We start from the raw sequence: 22,354 nt of genomic DNA, 5'->3' as shown, positions 1-22,354 counted from the left end.
CATAGCTCCCTGTCACTTCACATGGGTGGTGGGGGACCCGGGGGCGGTCTGGTTCCTTGGCCGGGACGACCGCCCCCGGGGCGTTGCTACTTGCCGCTCTGCTCGCGCTCGGCGCGCTTGCGGGCCTGCTCCTCGATCCGCTCGACCTTGCGCTGAAGGTCCCGCTGGTCGATCCGGCCGCCGCCCTGGCGGGTGTCGGCCAAACCGCGCTTGGCCATCCGGGCGACCAACAAGGCGATCCGGGCCTTCTCACCGGCGGTCAGACGGATCTCGTTCCTGCTCACGACTGGTCTCCGTTCCGGGCCGGACTGTCCGGCTCCCCACGACCCCCCGGCGCAGGGCCGGGGGATCGCGGGCAGCCGTCAGCGCCGGCGGCGGGCGCGGCGGACGGTGGCGGCGGCGCGCTTGCCGTCCTGACCGCCCACCGACCGGACCACGGTCACGACACCCCACGCGCACACGGCGGCGAGGAAGGCGAGCAGGGCGAGGTCGGCGGCCATGGCGGTCAGCACGCCGACCAGCAGCGGGCCGAAGTACACACCGGCCGCGACTGCCCCGGCGCCGACGCCGGAGCCGAGCGCGATCCGCTGCACGGTGCGGTCCGGCGGGGCCTGGTGAACGTGCTGGTGGACGATCTGCGGGCCGCTGTAGTGCTGCGGCGCGGTGGGGAGGCGGTCGGTGTAGGCGTAGGTGCCGTCCGGGAGCTGCACGACCCGGGGCACATCAGGCAGCGATTCCATTGCAGGACCCTTCGGGAAAGGCGCACGGCACACACATGCAGAGCGAGGCAGGGATCACGTATCCGGCATCGCGCCGGCATTCGGGGCAGGTGCGGCGGGCGGCGTTGGCGCGGGCCAGAGCCGCCCACTTCGCCGCGGTCATCGGCCGCACGGGCTTGGCCAGGTCGACGCGGTACGGGTGGGCGACCAGCGGCGGCCGGCGGCGGCGCGGCCGTTCGAGCTGCGCCGCCACCTCCTGACCACCCGGGCGCAGGCCGCGGGCGCGCAGCTGGCGGCGGGTGGCGTAGCCGTCCGGGGCGAGCCGCCAGCGGTAGACGGGCAGGGTGCTCATGCGGCGCCCCGGCGGCCGGGCCGCCGTCCGGCGACGGAGGCGAGCACCCGGCCCAGGCGGGCGCGGCGGATGCGGGAGGACGAGCGCTTCGCCGCGTACATGGCTTCGTCCGCGCGTCGCAGCAGCTCGGACAGGTCCTCGCTGAGGTGGTCGGCGCGGCGGACCCAGCCCAGCGACACCGAGGTGTGCACCTCGGGTGTGGTGTCGGCGGGGCGGGCCAGGACGCGGGCGAGGGTTTCGAGTCGCTGGCCGGCGGTGTGGTCGCGGTCGATGAACACGGCGGCGAACTCGTCCCCGCCCAACCGGCCCGCCACCCCGCCACGGCCGACCGCATGGGCCAGACGCGCGGCCGTCGCGGCGAGGACGGCGTCACCGGCGGCGTGGCCGTGGGTGTCGTTGACCTGCTTGAAGCGGTCCACATCGGCCAACACGACGACCGCCCGCCGGTCGCGCAGCAGGCGACGGGCGCGGCGAGTGAAGGCGTCCCGAGTCCATAACCCCGTCAACGGGTCACGGCGGGCGGTGCGCAGACGCTGCACCATCCACACGGTGTGGGCCGTCCACGCCACGGCCAGTACCACGGACACGACCACGAGCGGCAGGGGGCTCATGCGCTCACCCCCGCCCCGGCGGCGCGTTCGGCGAGGATCGTGTCCCGCAGCATCCGCGCGTTCGCTGGCGAGGTCCGCAGCGTCCGGCGGATGCCCTCGGCGGTCACCTTCGCGTCCGGCCAATCGGCCGTGGCAGTGCGCGCCTCAGCGAGCAACTGCTCCGGGGTTCGCTTGGGCCGGGGCGACTTCGCGGCGTCGGGGACGCGATAGGTCGCCCGGTGGGGTCGGGTCGATTCCGCGGCCACCGATCGGGGCTTGCCGGGCGCGATCGGAGTCGGCTCGGTCGGGGGTGTGAGGGCGGGGATCGGCTTGCTGGGGAGGGTCGACTTTCCCAGCGTGACCGGTGCCGGATCGGGCACCGTCAGCCGGGTCAACACCACCGACGCCGCCGGGGTCGATACCGGCAGCTCAGCCGTAGACCGATAACTCACGGTCTTGGTGGATTCCTCCGCATTCGCGGGCAGAGGGGCGGCGGGGAACATGGCGGACAGGGCCGCGTCTGCGCCGCTGGTGACGCGCTCGCGCTGCACGTCCAGCAGCCTCGATCCAAGCTGCGTGTCCCCGATCCCGACCTTCCGGGCGAGCCGCCACGACGTGCGCTCGGACCACTTCCTGACCAGGCCGCTGGGGTGGTTGGCGGCGACGGCCCGGTGATAGGCCAACTGCCGCACGACGGATGCCGCGCGGGCCTCGGCCTCGGCGTCACGGCCGTCGGTGTGGACGACGATCCGACGGGCCAGGAAGGCCATGCCCTCGGCCGAGACGCACATGCCCATCGGGGTCACCGCGTAGATGACGGTCCGTCCCGCGTCGGGGCCGGCCATCGCGGCCATCACGGAGGCGGCGGCGGGCAGCGCCCACAGCCCGAGACGGACGATCCGGGGCGAGGACTGGCCCAGCATAGTCAGGCCCAGCAGGACCAGACCGAGGACGGCGGTCGCGCCCTCGCCAGCGGCGACCGCACCCAGCGCGGTCCCGGTGCCGTAGGCGTGGCCGATGTTGCTGAAGGTGCCGTATCCGCCGATCCCGCCGACGGCCGCCATGATGACGAACGCGGCCCCCAGCACCACCCGTTGCGGCGTGCTCAGCTCCCTGCGGTTCACGCGGCACCCCCGGCGGTGAGCAGGGCGGCGAGGATGAGCAGGGCGCCGCCGGTCATGGTGAGGTCGACCGCGCGGCGCAGGCAGGTGAACTTGGTGACCGCGAGTCGCGACAGCCCGGCCACGTCGGCGGCGAGGTCGCGGGTGACGGCGTCGTGGATCTGGTCGGGGGTGAGGGTGGCCCACAGCGGGAAGCCGTGCCGACCGCGCAGGTTCGGGCGGACCGAGCGCAGCAACAGACCTGCCGCGCCGACCAGCACCGCCATACCCGCCGCGCCGATGACGGCGGCCGGGACGGTCAGGGGCAGATCGCGGGCGAGCGACCAGGTACCGGCGAGCACCGCGCCGACGAACGCCAGTAACAGTGCGGTCTTGCTGTCCGTCCGCGCGATCTCCGCCTTCACCTCGGCGTGCGCGGCGACCAGGTCCCGTCCGGCGGTGGTGGTCATGCGGCACCTCCGGGCAGGCTCGCGCCGGCGGTGTGGTTGACCAGGGCGACGCGGGCGGCCAGCGCCCGGCGGCGGGCACGGCGGATGCGGCGGACGTCCAGCTCGGTCGGGACGCGGTCCAGGGTGGCGATGTGCGCGTCGAGCAGTTCGACGTCCGCGAGGATCACGGGCATCTCGACCTCGACCGCGTTCAGCTCGGCGGCCGTCGGCTCGATCCAGTCGGCGAACGCCGTAACAGCGTCCTGAACAGTGACGATGGGTTCCATGGGTCGTGTACTCCTAACAGGTGGAACGGCCCGAACCGCGCCCCGGAGTTGCCGCTCCGGGGCGCTTGCCGTTGGGGTCGGAGGGCTCCGGCTCCCCTCAGCGCTGCTCGTGCGAGACGAGCAGCGGAGGCAACCGGCCGCAGCGCAGGTCAGCAGCGCTGCGAAGAGGTTGATGAGTGCGCGGATCTTGCGCCGCACGGACCGCCTTCTTGGGCTGAGGACAGGCGGTAGTTCCTCGTCCACTGTTCAGTTCTCAAGCGACGACCAGTCGCGGGGCCCGAGGCGCGCAGCCGTATGGCTGCCTTCCTGTCGGGTTGTCCCGTCCGGCGTGAGTTCAGATTGACCTAGGTCAATCTGTCTGTCAAGCAGGTCTGCCGAAGGATCAGGGATTGACCTAGGTCCAGCTACTCTCGAAGCCATGGACCAGAGCGCCGAAGCGCCCAAGGCGACGCCCACAGCCAAGGAGATCGCGGCGGAGTTCCGCGAAAAGATCACGGGGCCCAACCGCGAGTACGAGCCGGGAGACCGCCTGCCGGCCGCCCGAGCGCTCGCCAAAGAGCGTGGCGTGCAGCTCATGACTGTTCAGAGCGCGTACGGCCAGCTCCGAGACGAGGGGTTGGTTCTCACCCAACAGGGCCGTGGGACATTCGTCCGGGACCCAGCCGTACCCCTTGGCACTGAGCCTGGCAGCAGCCCAGCGTTCACCGCGTTGGCGGCGGAGCTGAACACGATCCATGACGCTCTCCGCGTGCTTGGGGAGCGGCTCGATCGCCTTGAGCAGCGTGTGGGAGGCGAGACTCCACCTTCTTCGTGAGTTCGTCCGCGCGCCTCAGCAGACGTTCGACCGTGGCGCGCGCCTCGCTCAAACTCGCTTGGACGGTCGCGAGTTCGACAGGTGTCAGGCCTCCCAGCTCGTTAATCCCTGGCATGGCATTCAGCATGTAGCCAGAGTCAAGAGAGGACCCGGACAGACTGTCCGGGTCCTCTTTCCTTGCACGTCAGGCAGGTTGACGGGGCATCACCGAGTGGCCGCGTCCACGCTAGCCAGCACTGCCGCCCACGGGAGATCACGCCCCGCTGGCGCCTCCCGGGGCTCGTACAGCGGCCACACGTCCGGCCCGTAGACCAGGTGCACGCCTCCAGTCCGAAGCGTGTCGATGTGGTGCTGCCACGCGGGATGCCGCGCGTGCGCCGCGTTCACCCGGGGGAAGACGACGACCGGGAGGTCGAGAGTGCCGATAGCCTCTCCCACCTGCGTCAGGGCCTGGTTGTCCATCACACCGGTTGCGAGCTTGGCGACCATGTTGGCCGATGCGGGAGCGACCACGTAGCAGTCAACGGGTGGGTGCGGTCGCTCCTCGCCGGGAAGCCGTGGCTCATCCCGCACTGGCAGGCCAGTCAGCTTCTCCAGCCGTTCGACTTCACCGATCTTCCGCAACCACTGACCAGCGGTCGGAGTCAGAGTGACGGCCACCTGCCACCCCCGGGCCAACGCCGGCTCGACAAGGCCAGTGCGCAGCGCCTCTACGCCCCCGGCGGCCGACCCGACGACTCCCAGAATCCCGCGCCTTTCCGAACTCACTGCACCGCCCTGCACCGTTGCGCCATCACGAACACTTCAGACGAGCGCGAGCCGCCCGCCACTGGAGATTGCTTGATCAGGTCTCGCAGTGTCTCCCGCACCCTGGGATTGTTGCGTACGAGCTGCGGCGACGTGCGCTCAGCGGTCCGCAGCTCCTGGAACGCCTCGTCTCCGCGGCCGGCGAGCGACAGAGCGCGCGCAAAGTCGATCCGATGGGACACGCTTCGCTCCTGCGGCATGTGGTCCACGTTGATCCGGCCGTGTTCCACCACGTACGACACGTTGTCCAGGTCCAGCTCGATCGACAGGCGGTGCAGCAGCACGTTCGTCGGCCCAAAGCCGGTCTGCCAGTAGTTCTCATCCGCTCCGAGATCTTCTGCCAGTTCTTCGGCTCGGTTCAGCAGCGCTGTGGCGGTGGGGCGGTCCTGGTGCCGTGCTGCTGCCACGGCGGCACGCAGGTGGATCATCCCGAGCAGGCTGAGCGCAGCAGGGTTGTGGTCGGTCACCTGCGACGACAGCCACGCAGCCGCCGTGTTCCCGAGTTCCAGCGCGTCGTCATACCGGCCGTTGGCCAGCAGGGCGTGGGTGCCTGAACGCGCTGCCGACGCGAGGACGAGCGGGTCGTCCGACTCGTCTGCTGCCCGCATTGCGCGCTCGGCAGCCAGCCAGGAGATGTCCGACTCACCGATCTTGGCGAGGGTGGTAGCGGCAAGGTGGTGCGTGCGAGCCGACACCGCCCAGCAGTCCCCACCGTCCTCACTGCGGCGGGCCGCTCGCTCCTCCAGTTCCTGCGCTGTCTGGAGCAAGGCCGGGAGGGCGGCGATGACGCTGCCGAGTCGGCCGCCCTGGTAGTCGTTCCAGGCCTGCTCCACACGGACGGCCACGGGGGCGGGAGTGGGAAGCTGAACCTCTGCATCAGGGCCGAAGAGCAGGCGCGAGAGGCGACGTGGGCTCATGAGGGCATCACGGACGGCTGGCACGTCGTCCTGCTGCCTCTCGTCCTCAACGAGTACGGTCTGACCAAGCAGGTCTCCGAGGGGTACACGCAGGATGCGGGACAGCTCCGCAAGCATGTCGATACGGGGCGGCTTCCTACGGCCAGTCTCGATCTTCGCTAGCCAGTCAGTGCTACGACCTACCAGGCCGGCCAGAACCTCTTGCGTGTAGCCGCGACGCTTGCGATAGAACGCGATCCGCTCACCGATGCTGAGGTGATCTCCAAGACCACGCATTGCGAGCTGCCTCCTGCTGATTGTCGGGAGCCTGTGTCACCGTACAGAGCCGGTGATCGGGCGGGAAGGTGGCCTGTACCTGTGGGCCGAGACGAGCATGAGGGCGCTAACGTGAAGAGACCCGGATACAGTGTCCGGGTCTGTGATTTGCCGTGCGAGCAGCCCACGTGGGGGGCGAAGCGTTGACGGCGCACCTCTACGGCAGTATCAGCGACTATTCCGCTTAGGCCGCTGTAGGGAACTGGAAGTCCAATCGGGCTCTCGCGCTGCGCAGCATTGTAAAAGTATTTGCGCAGTCTACCCCCATTGCCTGACATGCGTCGGGTATGAGGATGCGCTTTTTCGAATCGGGGCGGGACTGCTCGTGCGTTACGAGAGTGTGGCCGTGCGCAGCGGCGTAGGCTACAAGGAAAAAGTCTGCCGTGTTGGTTAGGAATTCTGTAACGGCGGCCGCTGTGTAGCTGCGAGATGACGCCCATGTTGTAAGTGGGGTGAAGTGAGTGGCCGCGGCCGCATCGATTGGCCGGAAGAAGTCGTGATGGCTTTGCGCCCAGTCGGCCAGTTCGTCACCCCCCTGAACTAGCTCATCCCGCACGTGTTCGATGCTGCACGCAATGAAGTTGCTGTGGGCGTAATCGAGCCATGCCCAGAATCCGGGTGCTATATCGAAAGCATAGTAACGATTTTTTGCTTCGATAAGCACGTTGGAGTCAACCAGATACATTAGGCGGCTCCGATTTCGGCCACGAGATTTTCGAATGTCTGGTGCTTCTTTGTTCCAAGGAGTTGGTAGGCGTCTCGGTACGGTGTTCCTCCTTCTAGGGTGTCAGTGATTACTGCGCGTGCGAACTGTCGACTGAGGCGGAGAGGATGAGTGTTGTAAAAATTACCGCCAGACTCGCTTCCCCGACTCCTCATTGCTGCGATCACCCGTTGAAGTTCAGTGTCGTATCGACTCTGATAATCATCCCATGTGAGGAATTGGGTATCATAGAGCCTTTTCAAGATCACCAAGGTGCTAACGCGATACCGGCGTGCGAGGCGTTCCAGTTCGGCGACCGTGGGTTCGCCAATGTACTCATCGCGGATAGTGGTCAGCGGGACGAGAACCTCCGCAGCGACGCGATTGCACCAAAGTTCGGCTGCATTATCCGTACTGTCTGCCATGGCTGCATCGGAAAGCGCGCTCTCGCCGAGCCAGATATGACCTAGCTCATGCACCATGGTGAAGATCTGTGCGGCTTTCGTGTCGGCTCCATTGATGAAGATCAATGGAGCTAGTGTGTCGGATAGGGCAAAACCGCGAAACTCCTCGGGCTTGAGCTTTCGATGCGTGTCTGCTCCCACCACACCATTCACCATGACGAGGACGCCAAGGCCTTCGATACGGTCGATGAGCCGACGCAAAGCTTCTTGCCACGACCTAAAGGAGGCCCTCTCGGCGATGCCAAAGCCAAGCTTTGTCCTGATCTCGTTTGCTACTTCCCTGGGGGAGTTGGAGAGGTGTGCAGATCCAACGAAATCTAGATCAGGATAGCCGTTTGTGCTTGCGTACTCGCGATACCAGTCCTGGCGTGATTGACAGGTGTAAATGGTATCCAGTAGATCCACGGATGGGCGAACGATCTCTCGGTTGCCGAGTGTTCGCATATCCGGGATGGGCACGGGTTCCTCTGGGGGTTGAGGCAGAAATAGAAGTCCGAGCGGTGTATGCGTCGCGTGGGCGAAATGCTCAAGTTGTTTGAGTGTCGGCCGCGTGCTGCCGGCAACCCATTCGTTGAAACGCGGCGCACGCTGAGCGGTCGTCTCGTCAGACCAGCCAGCCCGCTCAACTGCCCACCGCAAGAGAGCAGGTTCAACTCGGACACGGACAGACACGCGCCTCACCTCCCCCTTGACCATAGATTAGTGACGGAAGCGACGCTTGCGAACGGTACGTTCAGTCACGGAACGGTCACTGTCATAGCTGTGTCATTGCCCAGCGGGTCGACCACGCATGCCGCGGTGCCCGGCACAGCTGCGGCGAAGCCAGGCGGCTCGCGCCTACGTCTGGGCCGTCTGTGGGCCGTCGAAGGGCGGCCCACAGCAACCAACAACGACCACTGACAGCCGCTCGGCTGCTGGTCAGGGCCGCACCGCCGGCGGTCGCATGAGGTCGCTCCGAGCCGACGCCACTTCCTGCGCAACAAGAAGCAGGAGTGGGAGGAGTACCGCAGCGAGGTCACGGCGTACGAGCTGCGCAAGCACCTGCCGGTGCTGTAGGGGCAGGTCGGGGCGTTGTGAGCCTTCGACATCCGTGTGGCCGACCGCTCGCAGCGGTCGGCCACACGGCGATTCGGCTTCACCGGGTCGGTGCGAGACGGGTGGATCGCACGGCGTTGATCTGCCAGGCGATCACGCCGGTCGATCCACTGTGTGCCGTGGTCCCGTACATCGTCGGGGTGTGGAGCCACGGCACTCGGCATCCGTCACAGGTCTTCGGGTAGCAGTCGGAACGCCTTGTGCCCGGTCAGCGGGCGGATCATGCGGAAGTGGGAATCCGAGGTGAACATCACCTCGGTGCGGTACGCCGCGGCGAGCGCGACGTTCATCGCGTCCGTCAGCCCGACGCCCTTGCCACCGTCCGCGTCCCGGTATCCCTCCGCCACGGCGATCGCGGCGCTCAAGTGGTTGCTCACGGACGGTACTTCGAACCGCCTCGTGGCCACGTTGCGTTCTACGAACCGAGCGGCCGCGACAGCTTTCTCGGCGCCGGCTCTCGCGGCAATGAGGTAGTCCAGCTCGGCCAGGACCATGGGGGAGACGACGAGGTGGCTGATGGAGCCGAGGGCCTTCTTGTGCGCCTCGTGGCCACTCAGTCTGGGGTCCAGTAGCCGGTACAGCGCATTGGTGTCGGCGATGGCGATCAAGTTCAAGACCCCATCCCCTTGAGCGTGTCCTCGATCTCGTCGTTGTCGAGGTCGGGCAGCCCGAGGTCGGGAAGGTCTATCTCACCCATGGGGTCTGTGGGGTACGGAGGGATGTCCTCCTCAGTGATCGGCACAACACGTGCGACGGCGACGCCGTTCTTGGTGACCGTGACCGTCTCTCCCCGCGCCGCTGCGGCGAGGATCTGAGAAGACCTCTGATTGAATTCACGGGCCGTAGTCTCCATGTACTACATGTTACTACGCGGCGGGGTGTCTGGGTCATGGGGAGGGGGCGGCCTTCTCCGGACCAAGGAGGTCACCGCACTGTGGGACGGCTCCGTGAGGCCGGCCGCACGTGACGTCGGCGGTCAGTCGACGTACGCCGGGGACACCGCCGCCGTGCTGATGCGGTGGGCGTGACCTGTGCCGTCGGCCGGGACCGTGTACAGGTCGGCGCCGTAGTCGCCGGGGAGGGCGTAGACCAGGGCGTGGGAGTTTTTCCAGACCGCCTGGTCGTCGACGCTCCGCGTCTCCGCGAGCGCGGTTTCCCGCATGGTGCGCAGGTCCAGGACGTACAGGCGCCACGGGGCGTCCTTCGGGAGGCCCGGTACTCGTTTCTTGTAGGCGATCCGGGTGCCGTCGGGGGAGAGGGACGGGCATTCGACGTTCGTGTGGACGGTGGTGACCGTGTTCGCGCGCAGGTCGCCTCTCACCAGGTACGTCCTGCCCTTCGTCGCCAGCGTGGCGTAGAACGTGCGGTCGTCCGACGCGAAGGTCACGCCCCAGAAGTTCACGTCGGGGGACGTGTACGGGTGGCCGTCCTTGATGATGCGGAACGTCTCCAGGGTGGCGGTCAGCCGCCCCGTGCGGACGTCCGCGATCGCCGCTCGGGTCGAGAAGTTCGTGCCCGCGTACGAGTCGCCGCCCACGAAGGCCGTCCAGGCAGCGAAGTGGCCCGTGGGGGAGACCCGGGCGCGGGACGGGATGCCGGGGACGTCGTAGCGGGCCCGTTCCTTCAGGTGGGCGTCCAGGATCAGGGCGCGGTACGTGTCCGAGACCGGGCCGTGGACCGCCTGGAGGCACACCCCGGTGCCCGCGGCGGCGTAGAAGCGCAGGCATTTCACGCCCGACGCGGTGCGGGGGGCGGACGGGGTGGAGGACGGGACCGTCGTCAGTTCGTCGCGGTGGGGGCCCCAGGCCATGTTGCGGAAGATCATGCGGCCGGGAGTCGTCAGGGACACCTCGCCCGGCGTCACCCGTGGGCCGCCCGCTTGCGGCTGGTCGCGGCGTTCCGCTCGGGCCGAGGCGTGCAGGATCGAGAACACCGCCACCGTCGCCAGGGTCAGGACCGCCGCGGCGAGGATCAGGATGCGGTCGCGTGCCGTCATGCCGGCGCCGTGCCTTTCGCGCGGGGGCGGAGGGTGAAGGAGAACGCCGCGCACGCCGCCAGCGCCACCGTCGACGCCGTCAGCGCCGTACGGTCGCCCCACAGCGTCCACGCCGCGCCGAAGGCCAGCGAGCACACGAAGCGGGCCGTGGCCTGGCCGGTCTGGACGAGGGCCAGGCCCGAGGAGCGCAGCTCGGGCGGTACGTCGTTCGAGGCCGCCGCCATCAGGACGCCGTCCGTCGCCGCGTAGAACGTGCCGTGCAGGAGCAGGACCGCGTACGGCAGCGCCGTGCCGTGCCAGGACGTGAGGAGCAGGGCGTACGCCGCGAGCAGGGCGCCGTGGCCGGCCAGGAAGATCCGCCAACGCCCCCACCGGTCCGCCAGCCGGCCCAGCGGCACCGCCAGCAGCAGGAACGCCGTCGCCGTGCCGAGCGGCAGCAGCGCGAACCAGCGGTCGGGGACGCCCAGTCGGCGTTGCAGCAGGAGGTAGACGAAGGAGTCGCTGACCGTCGCCAGGCCCAGGAGGAGGGCGCAGACCGTGATGCGGCGCAGGGACCGGTGGCGGAGGAGGGCGAGGGCGGCGCGGAGGGTGGGGCGGGGGGCCGTCTCCGGGTGCGCGTCCGCTTCGGGGCGCGTGTCCGCCGCGGTCCTGCCGTTCGGCACGAACAGCACCAGGACCAGTACGCCCACCGCCGCCACGCAGAAGCTCACCGTGAAGACCGCGTCGTAGCCGTCCACCGTCGCCCGGAGGATCCAGAAGGCCGCCAGGGGGCCCAGCAGCGCTCCCGCCGTGTCCATCGCCCGGTGCACGCCGAAGGCGCGGCCCCGGTTCTCCGGGGTGCTGGACAGGGAGATCAGCGCGTCGCGCGGGGCCGTGCGCAGGCCCTTGCCGGTGCGGTCGGCCGCCAGGACCAGGCCGATCGGGGTCAGGCCGTGCGCCAGCAGGAGCAGCGGTTTGCACAGGGCCGAGACGCCGTAGCCGAGGCCCGCCACCCACTTGTGGCCGCCCCTGCCCCGGTCGGCGAGGTGGCCGCCGGCCAGGCGGACCAGGGCGGAGAAGCCGTTGTAGACGCCGTCCAGCAGGCCGAAGCCCAGCGGGGAGAGGCCGAGGCCGGCCACCAGGTACAGCGGCAGCACCGCCGTCACCATCTCCGAGGACACGTCCGTGATCAGGCTGACCGTGCCGAGCGCGAGGACCGTGGGGGCGACCGCGGCGCGGCGCCGCCCGGGATGCGACCGGACGGCGCCTGCCGCGGACGCCGGCGCGTCGACCGCACCCGCCGGGGTGCTCGCGCGGCTGTCCGCTACGTACATGTCAGGACGCCCAGATGCCGGTGATGTCGTGGGCGCTCGCCGCGTTGCCCGCGTGCGTGGTCAGGCGCTGCGTGTCCTCCAGGGTGCGCAGCAGGTCGTAGTGGTTGTAGGTGGTGGAGCTGGTCGCGCCGGCGGTCACCGGCTGGCCGTACAGGACGGTCGGGATGCGGTTGCCGCTCAGCTTGTCGTCCTCGTCGAAGGTGACGACGAGCAGGCTGTTGTGGGTCCTCGCCCACGTCGCGTACGCGCCCAGGTTGTTCTTCAGCCAGGTGTCGCCCGTCGACACCGAGCAGTCGTGCATGTCGCTGCACAGGTTCGGGGTCACGAAGGACAGCTGGGGCAGCGTGGAGTAGTCCGTCGGGAACTGCGCGAACGTCTTCGCCGAGGAGGTCGGGACGTTGCTGAACCCGAACCACGGGTTGTGCTTGCGGGCGTACATCCCGCTGCTGCACGTGGTCGAGCCCTGGCTCGGCAGCGTCTCGTTGTAGCTGGCCCAGGTGCGGCCCGCGGCGAGCTGCTCGGAGGCCAGGTTCGCCGCCGACGAGAAGCCGGGGGTGTAGCAGCTGTCGTCGGTGACGCCCTGGGTGGAGCCGGAGAAGAGGGCGAAGTAGTTCGGCTGGCTGGGGTGGGTCTCGGCGTAGGACTGGGTCAGGCTCGCGCCGCCCGACTTCAGCGAGTTGAGGTACGGGGCGCTGGAGGAGCCGATCACCTGGCTGTAGGCGTGGTTCTCGAAGACCACGACGACCACGTGGTCCGGGGTGGGCACCCCGGTCGCGGCCTGCGCGGACGAGGCGCCGCCGCCCAGGCCGGTCCACAGGCCCACTGCGGCTGCCGCGAGAGCGACGGTGGACGCCAGGGCGGTACGGCCGCGGCGGAACACCGACTTGCCGGAACTGCCGGACACATCAACCTCCGGGGAGGGAAGGGGAAGGGGGCGTGGTGGGGGGTGCGGTGAGTCGGGGAGAGCATGCACACGCCAAGGTGATGCCGGGGCGTCGTGGTGGGCCCGGTGGGTGAAGAGCGGGTGAACTGATGGCACGGGGGTGGGCGCGCTGTGGTTCTCCCGGGTGCCCGGCGTCCGGTTCCCGTGCGTTGCGGGGAGCGCGGGAGCAGCCGTCCGGCCCCGGCCCCGCTACGCTCTGGCCAGGACCACCTTGATCCGACGGGAGGCCGGGATGACGGCGCCGGGGCGCAGAAGCAGTACCTTCACACGGCTGCTGCGGCACGGCTTCACCGATGCCTCGGCAGCCGAGCGGCTGCTGGAGAGCCCGGAGCTGGCTCCCGTCCGCAGCGACCCGGTCCTGCTGGAGGCCCTCGGCGCCACCGCCGACCCCGATCTCGCGCTCGGCGGGCTGGTCCGGCTGCTGGAGGCGCAGCCGTCCCCCACCGCACGGCGGGAACTCCTCGACACGCTGATAGCGGCCAAACCCCTGCGCGACCGGCTGCTCGGCGTGCTCGGCGCGTCCGCCGCGCTCGGCGACCACCTCGCCCGGCATGCCGGGGACTGGCACGTCCTCGTCACCTACGAGCCGCGCGACCTGCACCCGGGCGTCGAGGAGTTCGAACGCGGGCTCGCCGACGCCGACGACCCCCTCTCGCTGCGCGTCGCCTACCGGCGCTGCCTGCTCGCCATCGCCGCCCGTGACGTCTGCGGCACCACCGGCGTCGCCGAGACCGCCGCCGAACTCGCCGACCTCGCCACCGCCACCCTGCGCGCCGCGCTGCGCATCGCCGCCGCCGCCGCGCCCGAGGACGCGGCGCAGTGCCGGCTCGCCGTCATCGCCATGGGCAAGTGCGGCGGCCACGAGCTCAACTACGTCTCCGACGTCGACGTCATCTTCGTCGGCGAGGCCGTCGAGGGCGGCGACGAGAACGCCGCGCTGCGCGCCGCCACCCGGCTCGCCTCCCACATGATGCGGATCTGCTCCGAGACCACCGTCGAGGGCTCGATCTGGCCCGTCGACGCCAACCTGCGGCCCGAAGGGCGCAACGGGCCGCTGGTGCGGACCCTGAGCAGCCACCTCGCCTACTACCAGCGGTGGGCCAAGACCTGGGAGTTCCAGGCGCTGCTCAAGGCCCGGCCCGTCGCCGGCGACGCCGAGCTCGGCGCGCGCTACGTCGACGCCCTCGCCCCGCTCGTCTGGCAGGCCGCCGAACGCGACAACTTCGTCGCCGACGTGCAGAAGATGCGCCGCCGCGTCGTGGAGAACATCCCCGTCGCCGAGGTCGAGCGCGAACTGAAGCTCGGGCCGGGCGGGCTGCGCGACGTCGAGTTCGCCGTGCAGCTCCTCCAGCTCGTGCACGGGCGCGCCGACGCCTCGCTGCGCAGCGGTACGACGCTGGACGCCTTGCAGGCGCTCGCCGCCGGCGGGTACGTCGGGCGTGCCGACGCCGTCCAGCTCGACGAGGCGTATCGCTTCCTGCGGTTCGTGGAGCATCGGATCCAGCTCCATCAGCTGCGGCGTACGCATCTCCTGCCCGACGACGAGGCCGGGCTGCGACGGCTCGGGCGCTCGCTCGGGCGGCGCGGCGATCCCGCCGCCGAGCTGGTCCGTGAGTGGAAACGGCACACCGGTGTCGTACGGCGGCTGCACGAGAAGCTGTTCTACCGGCCGCTGCTCGACGCGGTCGCCCAGCTCGCGCCCGGCGAGGCGCGGCTGAGCCCGGAGGCGGCGCGGGAGCGGCTGGTCGCCCTCGGCTACGCCGACCCGGCCGCCGCGCTGCGGCACCTGGAGGCGCTCGCCTCCGGCGTCACCCGGAAGGCCGCCATCCAGCGGACGCTGTTGCCGGTGCTGCTCGGCTGGTTCGCCGACTCCGCCGATCCCGACGCCGGGCTGCTCAACTTCCGCAAGGTCTCCGACGCGCTCGGCAAGACGCCCTGGTACCTGCGACTGCTGCGGGACGAGGGGGCGGCCGCCGAGAACCTCGCGCGGGTGCTGTCCGCCGGGCGGCTCGCCCCCGATCTGCTGATGCGGGCGCCCGAGGCGGTCGCGCTGCTCGGGGACGGAGACGGCGGGGGGCGCGTCGGACCGCGGGGGCGCGCTCAGCTCGAGCAGGAGATCCTTGCCGCGGTGGGGCGCGCCGAGAGCGCCGAGCAGGGCGTGACCGCGGCGCGCGGGGTGCGGCGACGGGAGCTGTTCCGTACGGCCGCCGCCGACATCCTCGGGTCCTACGGCACCGAGGCGCAGCCCGCCGAGGCCGATCAGGGGGCGCTCGTGGACCTCGTGGGCGGTGCGGTCTCCGACCTCACGGCCGCGACGCTGGCGGGGACCCTGCGGGCCGTGGTGCGGGACGGGTGGGGGGACACCCTGCCCACCCGGTTCGCCGTCATCGGGATGGGGCGGTTCGGGGGGCACGAGCTGGGTTACGGGTCGGACGCGGACGTGCTCTTCGTGCACGAGCCGCGGGACGGTGTCGAGGAGCGGGAGGCCGCGCAGGCCGCCGGCCGGGTCGTCGCCGAGATGCGGCGGTTGCTGGCCGTCCCCAGCGCGGACCCGCCGCTGCTCGTCGACGCCGATCTGCGGCCCGAGGGGAAGTCCGGGCCGTTGGTGCGGACGCTGAAGTCCTATGAGGCCTACTACCGGCGGTGGTCGCTGGTGTGGGAGTCGCAGGCGTTGCTGCGGGCGGAGCCGGTGGCGGGGGACGCGGAGCTGGGGCGGCGGTTCCTGGAGCTGGTGGATCCGCTGCGGTATCCGGTGGGCGGGCTCGGGGAGGAGGCGGTCCGGGAGATCCGGCGGCTGAAGGCCCGGATGGAGGCGGAGCGGTTGCCCCGGGGAGCCGATCCGAAGCTGCACACGAAGCTGGGGCCTGGCGGGTTGTCCGATGTGGAGTGGACGGTGCAGTTGCTGCAGCTGCGGCACGGGGCGGAGGCGGGCGCGCTGCGGACCACGCGGACGCGGGAGGCGTTGGGGGCGGCGCGGGCGGCCGGGCTGATGTCGGAGGAGGACGCTTCGATACTGGACGAGGCGTGGGTGCTGGCCACTCGGGTGCGGAACGCGGTGATGCTGGTGCGGGGCCGGGCGGGCGACACGTTTCCCACCGAGCCCCGGGAGCTGGCCGCGGTGGGGCGGTATCTGGGGTACGGGCCGGGGCATGCGGGGGACATGCTGGACGCGTATCGGCGGACCGCTCGGCGGGCGCGGGGGGTCGTGGAGACGTTGTTCTACGGGGCGTGACGGGGGTCGGCTCCTGGGGTGTGATGGGCTCGGCTTCCGGGGTGGTGGTGGGCTGAGGTCGTATGTCGGAGGCGGGGGTGGGGGTGGGGTGGTGGGGCCGGCCCGCCGCACACGGACATACGGCCCGGAGTTTCCCGGTGGGACGAGGAGGGACCGCAGTACGCGGCGGGCCTTGGCCCCACCGCCCCACCCCCGCCCGCCGTCATTGGCTGCGCCCACTGTCGTCGGTGGCTTCCGCCGTCCCGCGCCCACTGGCGTCGGTGGCTTGTGTTGTTCGGTGACGGGCGGACGGTTGCGGGCCGTCGTGCCGGAAGAAGGGGCTCACGCTCTCGCCGGCTGCCAGGCCGCGCGGGGCAGCGCGTGCGGGAGTGCGCCGTAGCATCCCCTCGCCACTGTGAGGCCGAAGGCCAGGCATGCCGCTCCGCCCACCGCGTCCAGCCAGAAGTGGTTGGCCGTGGCGATGATGACGATCAGTGTGGCGGCGGGGTACAGGGCCGCCAGGAGCCGCGCCCAGGGGATCGTCGTCAGGGTGAAGACCGTCAGGCCGCACCACAGGGCCCAGCCGATGTGCATCGACGGCATCGCGGCGTAGGGGTTGGACATGTGTTTGAGGTCGCCGGAGGCCATCGAGCCCCAGGTGTGGTGGGTCTGGACGGTGTCGACGAAGTGGCCCGCCGGCATCAGGCGGGGCGGGGCCAGGGGGTACAGGTAGTAGCCGAGGAGGGCTACGCCCGTGGTGGCGAAGAGGACCAGGCGGGCCGCCGCGTAGCGGCCGGGGTGGCTGTGGTAGAGCCACACCAGGACGCCCACGGTGGCCACGAAGTGCAGTGTCGCGTAGTAGTAGTCCATGCCGACGATCAGCCAAGTCACCGAGTCGGCGGCGTGGTTGATCGCGTGCTCGACGGCGATGCCGAGCCGGTGCTCGAGGTGCCAGATCCGGGCGGCGTTGCGCAGGGCCTCGGGCTGTCGGTCCGGGACGGCGTTGCGGATCAGCGCGTACGTCCAGTAGCCCAGCGCGATCAGCAGGACCTCGAACCACAGCGGGGGGCGGCGCGGCGCGGAAGTTTCCGTGAGCGGGTGCGGAAGGGCCTTTTCGGGGCCTTCCGTTCGCTTTCCGGACGTATCACCCATGGGCACAGAGTCTGCCAGAAGTGCGGCGGTGTTCCGTCGATCATCCCCCGGCCCGGCTCGGGCCGCACGTCCGAGGGCCTGTCTGACAGATCCCCGCCTGCCTCACGGCGTCTGCCACGCGCTCCCCCGAGCTCTTCGAGCAGGGGGAACCCCCACGCCGTGTCGCCGAACCGCTCACGTGGCTCCTCCCCCAAGCTCTTGACGAGCAGGGGGACCCCCGTCGAGGACGCTCCGCCTTGCGCTCGCACGCACCGGACGCCGCGAGGCCCGCCCTACGGGCGAACGGGATGTGCCGGACAGGCCCTAAGGGTGCCGACGGTCTCCCGGGGCGGACGCCGTGGAGCCGCGTACGACCAGTTCCGGCATGAACACGAACTCGCTGTGCGGTGCGGGGGTCCCGCCTATCTCCTCCAGCAGCGTGCGCACCGCGGCCTGGCCCATCGCCGGCACCGGCTTGCGGACGGTGGTCAGGGGCGGGTCGGTGAAGGCGATCAGGGGGGAGTCGTCGAAGCCGACGACCGAGAAGTCGCGGGGGACCTCCAGGCCGCGCTGCCGGGCCGCGCGTATCGCGCCCAGCGCCATCATGTCGCTGGCGCACACGATGGCCGTGCAGTCGCGGTCTATGAGCGCGGTGGCGGCGGCCTGGCCACCCTCCAGGGTGTAGAGGGAGTGCTGCACGAACTCCGGCTCGACGGCGTCGGGGGCCAGGTCCAGCTGGTCCCGCATCGCCCGGACGAAGCCCTCTATCTTGCGCTGGACCGGCACGAAGCGCTTGGGGCCGAGGGCCAGGCCGATGCGGGTGTGGCCCAGGGACACCAGGTGGGTGACGGCCAGGGTCATGGCCGCCCGGTCGTCGGGGGAGATGAACGGGGCCTGGACCTTCGGGGAGAAGCCGTCGACCAGGACGAAGGGGACGCCCTGGGCGCGCAGGCGCTCGTAGCGCTCCATGTCGGCGGTGGTGTCCGCGTGCAGGCCGGAGACGTAGATGATGCCCGCGACCCCCCGGTCCACCAGCATCTCGGTCAGCTCGTCCTCCGTGGACCCGCCGGGGGTCTGGGTGGCGAGCACCGGGGTGTAACCCTGCCGGGTCAGCGCCTGGCCGATGACCTGGGCGAGCGCCGGGAAGATCGGGTTCTCCAGCTCCGGGGTGATCAGGCCCACCAGGCCCTCGCTGCGCTGCCGCAGCCGTACCGGGCGCTCGTAGCCCAGGACGTCGAGGGCCGCCAGTACGGACTGGCGGGTGGTGGCGGCGACGCCCGGCTTCCCGTTGAGGACCCGGCTGACGGTCGCTTCGCTCACCCCCGCCTGGGCAGCGATGTCGGCAAGCCGTGTGGTCACAGGAGTGGACTGTACCGGGTGCATCTCAGACTGCCCACCAGACGGCCGAGTCGCCGGGCAGGTCGGTGCTGGTGGCGCCCGGCTCGACGGCGGTGCTCGCCAGCAGCAGGGTGCCGGGGGTGGCCAGCGTGACCGGGCCGGCGGTGAGGTTGACCGTGCAGACGAAGGAGCCCTCGTCGGTGTCGCGGCGGAAGGCCAGCACGCCCCGGGGGCTGTCCAGCCAGGTGATCTGACGGCCGGCGCCCAGGGCCGGGTGGTCGCGGCGGACGGCGAGCGCGCTGCGGTAGAACTCCAGCGTGGAGGTGGGGTCGCCCTCCTGCGCCTCGACGGTCAGGTGCTTCCAGTCGGCCGGCTGCGGCAGCCAGCTCGGGCCGCCCTCGACGGGGCCGAAGCCGAACGGGGCCGCCTGGCCCGACCACGGGATCGGCACCCGGCAGCCGTCGCGGGTGCCGTCCTGGCCGGAGGTGCGGAAGAACGCCGGGTCCTGGCGCACCTCGTCGGGCAGGTCCACGACCTCCGGCAGGCCCAGCTCCTCGCCCTGGTAGAGGTACGCCGAGCCGGGCAGCGCCAGCATCAGCAGCGTCGCCGCCCGGGCCCGGCGCAGACCACGCGCCTCGTCCCCTTCCGCGAGGCGCGTGGAGTGCCGTACGACGTCGTGGTTGGACAGCACCCAGGTGGCGGGCGCGTGCACGGCGTTCATCGCCTGGAGCGAGCGGTCGATCACGTCGCGCAGGTCGGAGGCGTTCCAGCCGGTGGTCAGGTAGGAGAAGTTGAACGCCTGGTGCAGCTCGTCGGGGCGCAGGTACAGGGCGCTGCGCTCGACGGTCGGCGTCCACGCCTCGGCGACCGCGATGCGCTCGCCCGCGTACTCCTCCAGGATCCGCCGCCAGCTGCGGTAGATCTCGTGCACGCCGTCCTGGTCGAAGTACGGCACCGCCTGCGTGCCCAGCAGCTTGACCTGCTCGTCGTGGCCGATGTCGGGCAGGCCGGCCGCCTTGACCAGGCCGTGCGCCACGTCGATGCGGAAGCCGTCGATGCCCAGGTCCAGCCAGAACCGCAGGATGGAGCGGAACTCGTCGTGGACGGCCGGGTGGTCCCAGTTGAAGTCGGGCTGCTCGGGCGCGAACAGGTGCAGGTACCACTCGCCGTCGGCCACCCGGGTCCAGGCCGGGCCGCCGAAGATGGACTCCCAGTCGTTGGGCGGCAGTTCGCCGTCCTCGCCCTTGCCGGGGCGGAAGTGGAAGCGCTCGCGCAGCGGGGAGCCGGGGCCCTCGCGCAGCGCCTGCTTGAACCATTCGTGCTGGTCGGAGCAGTGGTTGGGCACCAGGTCGACGATGACCCGCAGGCCCAGCGCGTGTGCGTCGCGGACCAGGTCGTCGGCGTCGGTGAGGGTGCCGAACATCGGGTCGACCGCACGGTAGTCGGTGACGTCGTAGCCGGCGTCGGCCTGCGGGGAGGCGTAGAACGGGGAGAGCCAGACGGCGTCGACACCCAGCTTCTTCAGGTACGGCAGGCGCGCGCGGATGCCGGGCAGGTCGCCCATGCCGTCGCCGTTGCCGTCGGCGAAGCTGCGCGGGTAGACCTGGTAGATGACCGCGTCGCGCCACCACTCCCGGCGCCCGGAGGCGGCGGCAGCGGCTTCGGTGGGGACTGTGTCGGTGACGTGCTGGGTCATGGATTCCCTTAAGGGTGCGGGGGGAACGACGAAGGCGCTTGCTCGGTGGGCGGGGCCGGCCGGGGTGTCCGGCCGGCCGCTCGTCGCGGCGGTCAGGACTTGGTGCCGCCGGCCGTCAGACCGGAGACCAGGCTGCGCTGCACCAGCATGAAGACGATGGCCGCCGGAATGGTGATGATGATCGCGGTGGCCGAGGTCCAGGCCCAGTCGGGCCGCTGGTCCTGCGCGAAGGTGCGGATGCCGACCGCGAGGGTGTAGTGGTCGGCCTGCATGAACTGCGTCGCGTAGGCGACCTCGCCCCAGGCGGTGAGGAAGCTGTAGAACGCGGTCACCGCCAGGCCGGGCTTGGCCAGCGGCACGATCAGCCGCCAGAACGTGCCGATCGGGGTCAGGCCGTCCACCCGGCCCGCCTCGTCTATCTCCTTGGGGATGGTGTCGAAGTAGCCCTTCATCATCCAGGCGCAGAACGGCACCGCCGTGGTCGCGTACGCCAGGATCAGCCCGAGGTAGTTGTCGAGCAGGTGCAACTCGGACATCAGCAGGTAAAGCGGCACGATGAGTACGATGCTGGGGAACATCTGCGTGACCAGGAAGGTCCACATCAGCTGCCGGCTGCCGGGGAACTTCATCCGGGAGACGGCGTACCCGGCGGTCGAGGCGAGGAAGACGCCGAGCGCCGTGGTGCCGCCCGCCACGATGACGGTGTTCAGGAACCACTTGGCCAGGTCCGAATGGGCCAGCACGTCGCTGTAGTTGTGCAGGCTCAGGTGGGACAGGACCTGGCTCGGCTCCTGCCAGGCGTTCTTCGGGCCCAGCGAGATGAACAGGATCCACACCACGGGGAAGGCCGCGATCACGGTGGCCAGGATCAGCGTGCAGTGCAGGGCGGCGGAGGCCCACGGGCTGCGCTCCTCGCGGCCGCGCACCTTGCGGGGGCGCGGGGCGGCGGGGACGGGGCGCGCGGGGGCGGCGGGCGTGGCGGCGCCGGACTCGTGCGTGGCTGCGGTCATGACGATGGCTCCTTACGCCTGCTCGGACTTCAGGGTGTTGCGGCGGTAGAAGGTCGAGAAGGCCAGCAGGAGAGCGAGGATGATGATGCCGTAGGTCGCCGCTCCGGCGTAGTCCGAGATCCCGTTGAAGGCCTTGTGGAAGGCGAAGGTGACGAGGATGTCGGTGTCCCCGGTGGTGTTGTTGCCCAGCAGCAGGTAGATGACGTTGAACATGTTGAACGTCCAGATGCAGCCCAGCAGGATCACGGTGTTGGACACCGGCTTCAGGCCGGGCAGCGTCACGTTGACGAAGCGCTGCCAGGGCGAGGCGCCGTCCATCTCGGCCGCCTCGTACAGCTCCTTGGGTATGGACTGCAGACCGCCGAGCAGGGCGACCATGTTGAACGGGATGCCGATCCAGACGTTGACCATGATCACGGCGATCTTCTGGGCCATCGGGGTGCCGAGCCAGTTCTGCGCCGGCAGGCCGAAGGCCGTGATGATCTCGTTGAAGACGCCGTACTGGGAGTTGAGCATCAGCCGCCAGGCGAACACGCCGATGAACGACGGGACCGCCCAGGGCAGGATCAGCATGGCGCGGTAGAAGCCCCGCAGCCGCATCTCGCGGTTGAGCAGCACCGCGAGCGCCATGCCGAGGCCGACCTGGAGCACGACGCAGGACACCGTCCACACGATCGTCCACACCAGGCGCGGGTAGAAGTCGCCGTCCGCGCCGGAGATGACGTGCCAGTAGTTGTCCAGGCCGACGAAGTCGTAGGTGGCCGGGCGGTGGAAGGCGCCGATGGTGGTGGCGACGTTCGACTCGTTCGCGTCGGTCAGCGACTGGTAGAAGCCGTAGCCCAGCGGATACAGGACCAGCACGGTGATGACGACGGCCACCGGGGCCACCATGGCCCAGGCGTACCAGTACTTGTCCCAGGAGCGCCTGAGCGCCGAGACGCGTGCGGGGCGCTGGGAGCTGTCACCGCGCCCTGTCTTGTTCGTTGTTCCGGTGCTCGCTGCGGTCGTCATACTCATCGGCTCTTTCGCGGACGAAGTCGGGTGGTTCCGCAGCCCCGGGGAGCCCCGGACGGGGCGGCAGCGGGGTGATCCTTCCCCGGGGCT

23 protein-coding genes and 1 pseudogene are annotated in these 22,354 nt (G+C 70.3%); 3 read left to right on the top strand and 21 right to left on the bottom strand.

Translation table 11 applies throughout. From position 1 onward, the window contains the following. Positions 1-86: 86 nt before the first annotated feature. The 7 genes from ACH5A8_RS02080 to ACH5A8_RS02050 form a co-directional block, all read right to left on the bottom strand. Complete coding sequence (locus ACH5A8_RS02080) at positions 87-284, bottom strand: DUF6257 family protein (protein ID WP_398996954.1); 198 nt, start codon at positions 282-284, stop codon at positions 87-89. 78 nt (positions 285-362) lie between these two features. After that, the gene (locus ACH5A8_RS02075; RefSeq protein ID WP_398996952.1) at positions 363-740 is read right to left on the bottom strand and encodes a DUF6251 family protein; all 378 of its coding nucleotides are present in this window, start codon (positions 738-740) and stop codon (positions 363-365) included. Then, a complete protein-coding gene (locus tag ACH5A8_RS02070) occupies positions 724-1,071 on the bottom strand; it encodes an RRQRL motif-containing zinc-binding protein (RefSeq protein WP_398996950.1) in 348 nt (115 codons plus the stop codon). The genes ACH5A8_RS02075 and ACH5A8_RS02070 overlap by 17 nt, the downstream gene beginning before the upstream one ends. Continuing rightward, a complete protein-coding gene (locus ACH5A8_RS02065; RefSeq protein ID WP_398996949.1) occupies positions 1,068-1,682 on the bottom strand; it encodes a GGDEF domain-containing protein in 615 nt (204 codons plus the stop codon). Before ACH5A8_RS02065 ends, ACH5A8_RS02070 begins: the two co-directional genes overlap by 4 nt. Next, positions 1,679-2,725, bottom strand: coding sequence for a conjugal transfer protein (locus tag ACH5A8_RS02060; protein ID WP_398998214.1), 1,047 nt, complete (start codon positions 2,723-2,725; stop codon positions 1,679-1,681). Before ACH5A8_RS02060 ends, ACH5A8_RS02065 begins: the two co-directional genes overlap by 4 nt. A gap of 56 nt (positions 2,726-2,781) precedes the next feature. Beyond that, a complete protein-coding gene (locus ACH5A8_RS02055) occupies positions 2,782-3,231 on the bottom strand; it encodes a Pycsar system effector family protein (protein ID WP_398996947.1) in 450 nt (149 codons plus the stop codon). Further along, positions 3,228-3,497, bottom strand: coding sequence for a DUF6284 family protein (locus tag ACH5A8_RS02050; RefSeq protein ID WP_398996945.1), 270 nt, complete (start codon positions 3,495-3,497; stop codon positions 3,228-3,230). The genes ACH5A8_RS02055 and ACH5A8_RS02050 overlap by 4 nt, the downstream gene beginning before the upstream one ends. A 418-nt stretch (positions 3,498-3,915) precedes the next feature. On the opposite strand from ACH5A8_RS02050, the gene ACH5A8_RS02045 reads away from it, so the two are divergent. Then, positions 3,916-4,311 carry a GntR family transcriptional regulator gene (locus ACH5A8_RS02045; RefSeq protein ID WP_398996944.1) on the top strand — a complete coding sequence of 132 codons (396 nt, stop codon included), beginning with the start codon at positions 3,916-3,918 and terminating at the stop codon, positions 4,309-4,311. A gap of 204 nt (positions 4,312-4,515) precedes the next feature. Here the strand turns inward: ACH5A8_RS02045 and ACH5A8_RS02040 are convergent, their stop codons facing one another. From ACH5A8_RS02040 to ACH5A8_RS02025, 4 genes are all read right to left on the bottom strand, one after another. Then, the gene (locus ACH5A8_RS02040) at positions 4,516-5,079 is read right to left on the bottom strand and encodes a flavoprotein (protein ID WP_398996942.1); all 564 of its coding nucleotides are present in this window, start codon (positions 5,077-5,079) and stop codon (positions 4,516-4,518) included. Then, entirely contained in the window at positions 5,076-6,311 is a 1,236-nt protein-coding gene (locus ACH5A8_RS02035; RefSeq protein WP_398996940.1) for a helix-turn-helix domain-containing protein, read from the bottom strand. Before ACH5A8_RS02035 ends, ACH5A8_RS02040 begins: the two co-directional genes overlap by 4 nt. A gap of 223 nt (positions 6,312-6,534) precedes the next feature. Further along, entirely contained in the window at positions 6,535-7,035 is a 501-nt protein-coding gene (locus ACH5A8_RS02030; protein ID WP_396318942.1) for a DUF4411 family protein, read from the bottom strand. Further along, complete coding sequence (locus tag ACH5A8_RS02025) at positions 7,035-7,922, bottom strand: ImmA/IrrE family metallo-endopeptidase (protein ID WP_398996937.1); 888 nt, start codon at positions 7,920-7,922, stop codon at positions 7,035-7,037. Before ACH5A8_RS02025 ends, ACH5A8_RS02030 begins: the two co-directional genes overlap by 1 nt. A gap of 564 nt (positions 7,923-8,486) precedes the next feature. On the opposite strand from ACH5A8_RS02025, the pseudogene ACH5A8_RS02020 reads away from it, so the two are divergent. After that, a pseudogene (locus ACH5A8_RS02020) lies at positions 8,487-8,573 on the top strand (glutamine synthetase); the annotation flags it as partial. Positions 8,574-8,779: 206 nt separating this feature from the next. Here ACH5A8_RS02020 and ACH5A8_RS02015 read toward each other — a convergent pair. The 5 genes from ACH5A8_RS02015 to ACH5A8_RS01995 all read right to left on the bottom strand — a co-directional run bounded on the left by ACH5A8_RS02015 (position 8,780) and on the right by ACH5A8_RS01995 (position 12,801). Further along, the gene (locus ACH5A8_RS02015) at positions 8,780-9,226 is read right to left on the bottom strand and encodes a PIN domain-containing protein (protein ID WP_398996935.1); all 447 of its coding nucleotides are present in this window, start codon (positions 9,224-9,226) and stop codon (positions 8,780-8,782) included. Further along, positions 9,223-9,465: a type II toxin-antitoxin system Phd/YefM family antitoxin gene (locus ACH5A8_RS02010; protein ID WP_398996934.1), complete on the bottom strand. Its 243-nt coding sequence runs from the start codon at positions 9,463-9,465 to the stop codon at positions 9,223-9,225. Before ACH5A8_RS02010 ends, ACH5A8_RS02015 begins: the two co-directional genes overlap by 4 nt. A gap of 123 nt (positions 9,466-9,588) precedes the next feature. Then, entirely contained in the window at positions 9,589-10,608 is a 1,020-nt protein-coding gene (locus tag ACH5A8_RS02005) for a TolB-like translocation protein (protein ID WP_398996932.1), read from the bottom strand. Next, positions 10,605-11,921, bottom strand: coding sequence for an MFS transporter (locus ACH5A8_RS02000; RefSeq protein ID WP_398996930.1), 1,317 nt, complete (start codon positions 11,919-11,921; stop codon positions 10,605-10,607). Before ACH5A8_RS02000 ends, ACH5A8_RS02005 begins: the two co-directional genes overlap by 4 nt. 1 nt (position 11,922) lies before the next feature. Further along, complete coding sequence (locus ACH5A8_RS01995) at positions 11,923-12,801, bottom strand: alkaline phosphatase family protein (protein WP_398998212.1); 879 nt, start codon at positions 12,799-12,801, stop codon at positions 11,923-11,925. A gap of 295 nt (positions 12,802-13,096) precedes the next feature. Between ACH5A8_RS01995 and ACH5A8_RS01990 the strand changes: the two genes are divergently transcribed. Next, entirely contained in the window at positions 13,097-16,096 is a 3,000-nt protein-coding gene (locus ACH5A8_RS01990; protein WP_398996928.1) for a bifunctional [glutamine synthetase] adenylyltransferase/[glutamine synthetase]-adenylyl-L-tyrosine phosphorylase, read from the top strand. Between the two features lie 321 nt (positions 16,097-16,417). Here ACH5A8_RS01990 and ACH5A8_RS01985 read toward each other — a convergent pair whose 3' ends face one another. The 5 genes from ACH5A8_RS01985 to ACH5A8_RS01965 all read right to left on the bottom strand — a co-directional run bounded on the left by ACH5A8_RS01985 (position 16,418) and on the right by ACH5A8_RS01965 (position 22,261). After that, positions 16,418-17,227, bottom strand: a complete 810-nt coding sequence (locus tag ACH5A8_RS01985) for a phosphatase PAP2 family protein (protein ID WP_398996926.1) — start codon at positions 17,225-17,227, stop codon at positions 16,418-16,420. Positions 17,228-17,530: 303 nt separating this feature from the next. Next, on the bottom strand, positions 17,531-18,565 hold the full coding sequence (locus ACH5A8_RS01980; protein ID WP_398996924.1) for a LacI family DNA-binding transcriptional regulator: 1,035 nt from the start codon (positions 18,563-18,565) through the stop codon (positions 17,531-17,533). A 25-nt stretch (positions 18,566-18,590) separates the two neighbouring features. Continuing rightward, entirely contained in the window at positions 18,591-20,240 is a 1,650-nt protein-coding gene (locus tag ACH5A8_RS01975) for a glycoside hydrolase family 13 protein (protein ID WP_398996922.1), read from the bottom strand. A 92-nt stretch (positions 20,241-20,332) separates the two neighbouring features. After that, positions 20,333-21,250 carry a sugar ABC transporter permease gene (locus ACH5A8_RS01970; RefSeq protein WP_396318965.1) on the bottom strand — a complete coding sequence of 306 codons (918 nt, stop codon included), beginning with the start codon at positions 21,248-21,250 and terminating at the stop codon, positions 20,333-20,335. 12 nt (positions 21,251-21,262) lie between these two features. Continuing rightward, positions 21,263-22,261 carry a carbohydrate ABC transporter permease gene (locus ACH5A8_RS01965; protein ID WP_398996919.1) on the bottom strand — a complete coding sequence of 333 codons (999 nt, stop codon included), beginning with the start codon at positions 22,259-22,261 and terminating at the stop codon, positions 21,263-21,265. Between the last annotated feature and the right edge of the window lie 93 nt (positions 22,262-22,354).

Source organism: Streptomyces sp. NPDC018610 (genome assembly GCF_044391765.1).
Classification (GTDB): Bacteria; Actinomycetota; Actinomycetes; order Streptomycetales; family Streptomycetaceae; genus Streptomyces.
The sequence above is the reverse complement of the archived record's forward strand: the minus strand, read 5'-3'. Positions and strand labels throughout refer to the sequence as shown.

What these genes read in the sequence shown, in the direction of transcription:
- ACH5A8_RS01985 (WP_398996926.1), bottom strand. Translation starts at nt 17,227, where the DNA reads ATGGGTGATACGTCCGGAAAGCGAACGGAAGGCCCCGAAAAGGCCCTT.
- ACH5A8_RS01970 (WP_396318965.1), bottom strand. Translation starts at nt 21,250, where the DNA reads ATGACCGCAGCCACGCACGAGTCCGGCGCCGCCACGCCCGCCGCCCCC.
- ACH5A8_RS02030 (WP_396318942.1), bottom strand. Translation starts at nt 7,035, where the DNA reads ATGTATCTGGTTGACTCCAACGTGCTTATCGAAGCAAAAAATCGTTAC.
- ACH5A8_RS02035 (WP_398996940.1), bottom strand. Translation starts at nt 6,311, where the DNA reads ATGCGTGGTCTTGGAGATCACCTCAGCATCGGTGAGCGGATCGCGTTC.
- ACH5A8_RS02055 (WP_398996947.1), bottom strand. Translation starts at nt 3,231, where the DNA reads ATGACCACCACCGCCGGACGGGACCTGGTCGCCGCGCACGCCGAGGTG.
- ACH5A8_RS02045 (WP_398996944.1), top strand. Translation starts at nt 3,916, where the DNA reads ATGGACCAGAGCGCCGAAGCGCCCAAGGCGACGCCCACAGCCAAGGAG.
- ACH5A8_RS02050 (WP_398996945.1), bottom strand. Translation starts at nt 3,497, where the DNA reads ATGGAACCCATCGTCACTGTTCAGGACGCTGTTACGGCGTTCGCCGAC.
- ACH5A8_RS02065 (WP_398996949.1), bottom strand. Translation starts at nt 1,682, where the DNA reads ATGAGCCCCCTGCCGCTCGTGGTCGTGTCCGTGGTACTGGCCGTGGCG.
- ACH5A8_RS01975 (WP_398996922.1), bottom strand. Translation starts at nt 20,240, where the DNA reads ATGACCCAGCACGTCACCGACACAGTCCCCACCGAAGCCGCTGCCGCC.
- ACH5A8_RS02060 (WP_398998214.1), bottom strand. Translation starts at nt 2,725, where the DNA reads ATGGCGGCCGTCGGCGGGATCGGCGGATACGGCACCTTCAGCAACATC.
- ACH5A8_RS01990 (WP_398996928.1), top strand. Translation starts at nt 13,097, where the DNA reads ATGACGGCGCCGGGGCGCAGAAGCAGTACCTTCACACGGCTGCTGCGG.
- ACH5A8_RS01965 (WP_398996919.1), bottom strand. Translation starts at nt 22,261, where the DNA reads ATGACGACCGCAGCGAGCACCGGAACAACGAACAAGACAGGGCGCGGT.
- ACH5A8_RS02010 (WP_398996934.1), bottom strand. Translation starts at nt 9,465, where the DNA reads ATGGAGACTACGGCCCGTGAATTCAATCAGAGGTCTTCTCAGATCCTC.
- ACH5A8_RS02000 (WP_398996930.1), bottom strand. Translation starts at nt 11,921, where the DNA reads ATGTACGTAGCGGACAGCCGCGCGAGCACCCCGGCGGGTGCGGTCGAC.
- ACH5A8_RS02070 (WP_398996950.1), bottom strand. Translation starts at nt 1,071, where the DNA reads ATGAGCACCCTGCCCGTCTACCGCTGGCGGCTCGCCCCGGACGGCTAC.
- ACH5A8_RS02005 (WP_398996932.1), bottom strand. Translation starts at nt 10,608, where the DNA reads ATGACGGCACGCGACCGCATCCTGATCCTCGCCGCGGCGGTCCTGACC.
- ACH5A8_RS02075 (WP_398996952.1), bottom strand. Translation starts at nt 740, where the DNA reads ATGGAATCGCTGCCTGATGTGCCCCGGGTCGTGCAGCTCCCGGACGGC.